This window comes from Pontibacter qinzhouensis (assembly GCF_008017455.1).
GTDB classification, from domain to species: domain Bacteria; phylum Bacteroidota; class Bacteroidia; order Cytophagales; family Hymenobacteraceae; genus Pontibacter; species Pontibacter qinzhouensis.
On record NZ_VRTY01000073.1, the window covers coordinates 24,650 to 31,294 of the forward strand.

Sequence of the window (6,645 nt, forward strand, 5' to 3'; positions counted from 1 at the left end):
TGAAATTTTGAAGCTACCAAGACCAACTATTTTCCTCTGCTGTTAGCGCCTTTAGGTTGGTTATGTTCTCTATGCCCTTGGTACTAATTCTGTCAAATTCCTTCGGGAGGCCATTTTCATTAGAATAATTCGAAATTTGTAGGCAAAATTTCCTTTAAAAACGCATCAGAATTAATTTGACTTTACTTCACACTTCGATAATTAAAAATCAGAATTTAAATTTGTAACATGGCAACTACCCAAAACCTTGAAGTCTGGCTGCGCGGCACGCTGCCGGACATGCCGCCGTACCTGCAACCGGTGGCGCATGCGCTGCTGCAGGCCCGCGAGGAGGTGCAATTTTACATGCAAAACTTTCCGGAAGAACTCTTGTGGGAGCGGCCTGCGGGAGTGGCGGCCGTTGGTTTCCATCTGCAACACTTAACGGGTGTGCTCGACCGGCTTTTAACCTATGCTCGCGACGAGGCCCTAACACCGCAACAGCTGGAGGCGCTGGGGCAGGAAGGAAAACCCCTGGAAGCAGGTGAGCAGGTGCAGACGCTGGTGCAACAGTTTCATGCTCAGGTTGAAAAGGCCCTGGTGCAGCTACGGAAAACCCCTGAAGAAATCTTACTAGAACAGCGTGGTGTGGGCAGAGCAAAATTGCCTTCTACGGTGCTGGGGCTGCTGGTGCACGCTGCCGAGCACACACAGCGGCACGTAGGGCAACTGCTCGTTACTTCAAAAATGCTGCAAGTAAAAGCGCCGGAAGCATAACCTAAACTGTTTAATCTTAGCACTAACTGCGACTCAACTTATCGGAATTTCAGGTTGCCCTGCTATTTGTAAAAGGACACAAGACGCAGGACACAAGATTTTATCTTCATCCTGTTAAAATGAAAAAATATTTGTCTATTTCCGGTAAGTTGTGTCCTCAGCTGTAAAAGTAAGACAGCAGTTCTATACTTTACAACAATCGGAGTGTTGGTAACGTGTTGTAATTCAGTTAGTTTTTAAAAAGTAAGGCTACTTGTTCTTTTATAATTGTGTGCTGTATAAAATATGGTTTATCTTTGATCTGGTCGCTGCCCTTGTGCAGAAAATAGCGTTGGCCTGTGATACGTGCCTTTATAAAAACAACCGCAAATGAACAAACTTTGCCAGATTGTCAGTTTCCTCACACTTATTGTTCTTACCCAAACCTCCTGCTCCAGCTCCAAAACCCCTGTCCAGACGGTGCCGGCTGTATCGGTGCAGCAGGAGCCCGACAGGCTTCGTACCGCCCCGCCCTCCAGAGGAGGTGGCAGGAGCTACTCCGATGTTATTACCAAAGCAGCCATTTCAGACAAAGGCGTATTTACAGTACATAAAGTAGCCGACAAGTACTACTACGAAATACCCGACTCGCTACTCCGCCGCGACTTCCTGTGGATAAGCCGGTTTGCCAGCCTCCCATCTGGCTTAGGTGGTGGCTACATAAACGCAGGTTCTTCTGTAAACGAGCAGATGGTGGAATGGCAGAAGTTCGAGAACAAGATCCTGCTGAAAACCAAGTCGTATGACGCGTATGCGGCCGATTCGTTGCCCATAAGTTTATCGGTGCAGGCCAACAACTACCAGCCAACCATTTTCGCCTTCGACATTGCAGCTGTTACAAAAGACTCCAGCTCTTATGTAATAGATGTTACCCGGTTTCTGCAGTCCGACATCAAAGCCTTCAGCGGCCTGAGCGCCAACATGCGCCGCGATTACAAAGTTACCCGCCTCGACGATTCCAGAAGTTTCATCAACAGCATCAAAAGCTTTCCGCTTAACATAGAAGTAAAACAGGATTTCACCTTTGAGGCATCTGAACCGCCTTCTAACGCGGCCACCGGTTCTATCAGCGTGCTCATGAACCAGTCGATGGTGCTGTTGCCGGCAAAACCCATGCAGCCCCGCCTCAACGATTACAGGGTAGGCTATTTTACGGTGCGGCAAATCGATTATGGCTCCGAAGCCCTTAAAGCTGATGAAATTGCCTTTATAAAGCGCTGGCGACTCGAGCCAAAAGATGTGGAAGCCTACAAGCGAGGCGAGCTGGTGGAGCCCGTAAAGCCTATTGTGTATTATCTCGACCCAGCCACACCCGAGAAATTGCGCCCTTACATAAAGGCAGGAGTGGAGCAATGGCAGAAAGCTTTTGAGACAGCCGGTTTTAAAAATGCAATTCTGGCCAAAGACCCTCCCTCTCCTGAAGAAGACCCGGAATTTAGCCCGGAAGATGTACGTTACTCCGTTATCAGGTACGTGGCCAGCACTACCCGCAATGCAGTTGGCCCGAGTGTGGCAGACCCCCGATCAGGCGAGATTATTGAGAGCGACATTATCTGGTATCATAACCACCTGCGCTCTTACCGGAACCGCTACCTGCTCGAAACCGGAGCTGCAAACCCGAACGCCCGCACCCTCGAAACGCCGATTGAGGACCTTGGTGGTATGATGCTGGAAGTTATTACCCACGAAGTTGGCCATGCACTTGGCCTGCCGCACAACATGAAAGCGAGCGCCGCCTACCCCACCGACTCGTTACGCTCCGGCAGCTTTACCCAAAAATACGGTATTGCAGCCACCATTATGGATTACGCGCGCTATAACTATGTGGCCCAACCCGGCGACCAGGGTATCAGGTTTGTGCGCCAGCTCGGGCCATACGACCATTATGTAATTAACTGGGGCTACCGCTACCTGCCTGATGCTACCACACCCGAAGCCGAAGTGCCTACTTTATCTAAATGGATAACAGAAAAAACAGGCGACCCTATTTACCAGTTCGGTAGTGGCAGCGGTGGCTACGACCCCAACAGCCAGACAGAAGGAATAGGGGCTGATGTGATACAAGCCAGTACCTATGGTCTGCAGAACCTGAAACGCGTAGCCCCCAGCCTCTACGACTGGACCGCAGCCCAGACAAACGACTACGACGATCTGAGTGAGCTGTATGATGAACTGCTGGGTGTGTGGAGCCGCTACATCGGGCATGTGGTCTCCAATGTGGGGGGCATAAACGAGGAGCGACTGAAACCGGAGCAGAAGGGCTATGTCTATACGCCGGTTCCTGCCAAAACACAGATCGCTTCTGTAGACTGGCTACTAAATAATGCCTTTACATCGCCGGAGTGGCTGCACCAGGCACAGATAAGCCGTAATGTGCACCATGCCAGCCATATAGAAAACGTACGTGGCCTTCAGGTACGGCACCTGAACAACCTGCTCCATTCTGTCAGGCTGGCCCGCCTGATGGAGAATGAGGTACAAAAAGTAAATTATAATGCCCTGAACATGGTGAGCCAGCTGCAACGCGGTATCTGGAGCGAAATCTACAGCGGAGCCAAAATAGACATTTACCGCCGGAACCTGCAGAAGGCATACCTAGACCGCATGCACTACCTGCTGAATGTAGAAACAGACGCATCGGCCAGAATGCCGGGAACGCCGCTTACCATCAATCAATCTGATATCCGGTCTATTGTGAGAGGAGAGCTCGTAAAGCTACAGCGCCAGGTTACAACTGCCCGAAACCGGCACAACAACGACCTTACCCGCTACCACTTAGACGATACACTGGTCAGAATAAATACCATTCTGGATCCGAAGAAAAATTAGCCATTACAGAAAAAGCCTTTCCAACCGGAAGGGCTTTTTCTGTAATGGCTATTGATGTTTTACCAAGTACTACATTTTTAAAAAATAGTGAGTTTGAGTGTTTAACCCTTTGTGTGCGGTCCTGAGACCAAACCTGTTAGAATAGTACAATGTCAAATTATAGGTTAGAATATAAGAAGCATGATAGTTTACTACCTTGCTTCATCTTCTTAAGATTTTTTCGTCTTGGTGGTTGAACCGGTACTGCAGACCCAGTGTGAACTGCCGTTGCTTATACTCCTGGCTAAACAACCCGTAGTTGGTATCTCCCCACAGAAAAAGAGGTTCGATTACGAATCTGTTATTTAGTACCACCTGTCCACTTATAAAGTCATTAACCCCATTGCTGCCAACCCGAATAAAAGTGCCGTTTTTTAGACCAAAGCCACTCCCAACACTGGCCTGAAATCGTAAACCCGGCATAGGAGTCGGAAAATGATCTGCCAGCCGAAGTTCACCGAAAAGTACACGGGTAGGTCCGATTCTGATGCGCGCCTGTGGGTAAAGAGGTGTTTTTCTGCTGCCACTTTTTGGTATGCTGGTTCCTTCTTCGCTGCCATCCTCTATGGTGTAGGAAAGATTGCCAGCATGCAGCCCGCCGCCAATTCCCAGCCATTTTGTATCGTAATATACATACGGGTTCACGCCCACAATAATGTTTTTGTCAGGAGCGCGTACTGAAGTACCAGGCGTAATATCTGTTTCTTCGTGAGTCCCGGCGTAGGCATTTACACCAAAAGTTAAGTATCCTTCTCTCTTCGGTTTGGTAACGGCGTAGCCTGCTCCTCCCATCACATATTCCTGATGAAAGTAACTGGTATTGCTCACACGGGCACAACCGCTGCCGGTGCCAATGTTATGGGAGTTATGATAGTCGCCAGTGCCGTAGCCAATTTTAACGGTATGGTAAGATTGTGCAGTTACCGAGTCATGCCGCTGCTCCGGAAACGCCTGGCTCATTAAAAAAACAGGTACAATCAAAATAGCAGCTGTGAGCCAACGGTACTGTGGTATGGTAAACACCCGGAACACATGGCTGCTTACAACGGCCATGGCCGGAAGCAGTGCAGTGTGTAATGCTACAAATTCGGCATACGAAAACCAGTTTTTCAGGCTCCAGGTAGCCACCAGCAGGCTCAGGAGTAGGGGCAGGGTTATATATAGTGCCGGTGTTACAGGGGGAGTGGTTACTTTTAACGAGGCATGTGTTTGTTCCCTGTGTATAAAAAGTAAGCTTAGCAGTGCCATGGTCAGCAGCAAAATCCATTGTATAATTTTTAGGTCTGCCACCAGGGTGCCTCCACTTGCGTGGGCAGCAGTATCTCTGAAGAACTCAATAAAAAACCGGAAAAAGCTATACAAACCTATGGCTAGCACAAGGGTATTGCCAGACGCTTTTATTTGCCGCTTCAGCCTAAATACAATAGCCACTACCACTAGGCCAGCTGCCAGTTCGTAAAGCTGGGTAGGGTGTACTGGCAAAGAGTAGTACTGCCCAGGCTCAAGTAAACCGGCCTGAAACTGGTGGTAGTGCGGCAACGTAACTGGTTTGTACTGAGCACCCCAGCCAGCATTGTTTACGATGCCATGGCAGCAGCCCGCCAACAGGCATCCAACTCGTTGTATGCCAATTGCGAGCGGGAGCAAAAAAGCAAATGCATCTAGCGCACTGTTGTTCAGGCGCAGTATCCTTTTCAGGAATATGAATCCTATTACAGAAAGAAAGAGGCCACCAAATAGCACTTTGTCGAACGTGATGGGGAGCTGCTGCCCCAGCAACAGTGCCTTCCAGTCGGAGGCGGAATAGGCGAACATTTTGGTGCCGGTTATAAACAGGAACCAGGTTACGGCCATAGACAGGGCCCAGGCAACGGAGTCGAATTTGCGCTTGAAGCCTTCTCTCCAGAGCCAGACCACCGCTAAAAGAAAAACGCAAATATAGATCAGGTCAAAATAGTCGTCTCCTTTGGTATCGATAATAAATAGCAGGCTGCTCATAATCAGAAGGTTTAACAAGGACGAACACAGGTAGCTGTTTAAAATAACGTAGTGACTGTAGCCGTAAGCCTACAGTGATGGGACAGAAAAAGTATAACTCCAGAGCCTGTATAAACTATTTAAATTTTTGCAGTAACATCAGTTATTTAACAGGAAAGGAAGGCATAACTTTCTGCTTTTTTAGGTATTAATATTCGATTCTAATTAAACTAAAATAATGTATCTAATATAGCTTTTTATTTTAATATTATTAGTTATGATAATATTTTTTAAAGATGTTGTAGCAGAACTTTAATGAGAAAGCAGGAAAGTAAAAAACCATAGCTGCTGGCACAGCTGTGCCAGAAAGCTGCGGACACTGATTTCTTCACTAACAGGAGCCTTTGCTTTGGGATCTCAGCTTTAAGATTCTTTTGAAAGGAGAGGGTGGTAGGAGCTGATTCAGAAATGGAAGAGTTTGGGGAGAAAAACAGTATAAATAGTAAAAAGCCCTGTTGACTTTTACAGCAACAGGGCTTTTTTGTGATAATACTGTTTTGCAGCTTTTTACAGCCGGCAGCAACTTTTTAATAGTCGTCACGTTCAATGGCGGCAACACCTGGCAGGGTTTTACCTTCCATATACTCCAGCAGCGCACCACCACCCGTGGATACATACGATACCTTATCGGCATAACCCAGCTGGTTTACGGCTGCGGCAGAGTCGCCACCACCAATCAGGGAGTAGGAGCCAAGGCGGGTAGCATCTACTACGGCATCAGCAACAAATTCGGTACCAACTGCAAAATTCGACATCTCAAAAACACCCATCGGACCGTTCCAAAGAATAGTTTTGGAGTTTCTGATTACATCGGCATATTGCTCGCGGGCGTTCGGGCCTATGTCCAGGCCCATCCAGTTATCCGGAATGTGGTGGCTTAGGCAGGTGTCTACGTTGGCATCGTTGCTGAAACCATCGGCTATAATAGAGTCTACCGGAATCATG

Annotated in this window: 4 protein-coding genes; 2 read left to right on the forward strand and 2 right to left on the reverse strand. The window is 48.1% G+C overall.

Annotated elements, in window-relative coordinates:
- Positions 1-228 precede the first annotated feature (228 nt).
- Both FVR03_RS17125 and FVR03_RS17130 read left to right on the forward strand, forming a co-directional pair.
- The gene (locus FVR03_RS17125) at positions 229-756 is read left to right on the forward strand and encodes a DinB family protein (RefSeq protein ID WP_147922986.1); all 528 of its coding nucleotides are present in this window, start codon (positions 229-231) and stop codon (positions 754-756) included.
- Positions 757-1,125: 369 nt separating this feature from the next.
- A complete protein-coding gene (locus FVR03_RS17130; protein ID WP_147922987.1) occupies positions 1,126-3,624 on the forward strand; it encodes a zinc-dependent metalloprotease in 2,499 nt (832 codons plus the stop codon).
- 201 nt (positions 3,625-3,825) lie between these two features.
- Here FVR03_RS17130 and FVR03_RS17135 read toward each other — a convergent pair whose 3' ends face one another.
- Positions 3,826-5,661 (reverse strand): prolipoprotein diacylglyceryl transferase family protein, encoded by a 1,836-nt coding sequence (locus FVR03_RS17135; RefSeq protein WP_147922988.1) that lies wholly within the window; start codon positions 5,659-5,661, stop codon positions 3,826-3,828.
- A 566-nt stretch (positions 5,662-6,227) separates the two neighbouring features.
- Positions 6,228-6,645: phosphoglycerate kinase (gene pgk, locus FVR03_RS17140; RefSeq protein WP_147922989.1), on the reverse strand; the 418-nt coding region annotated here is incomplete at its 5' end.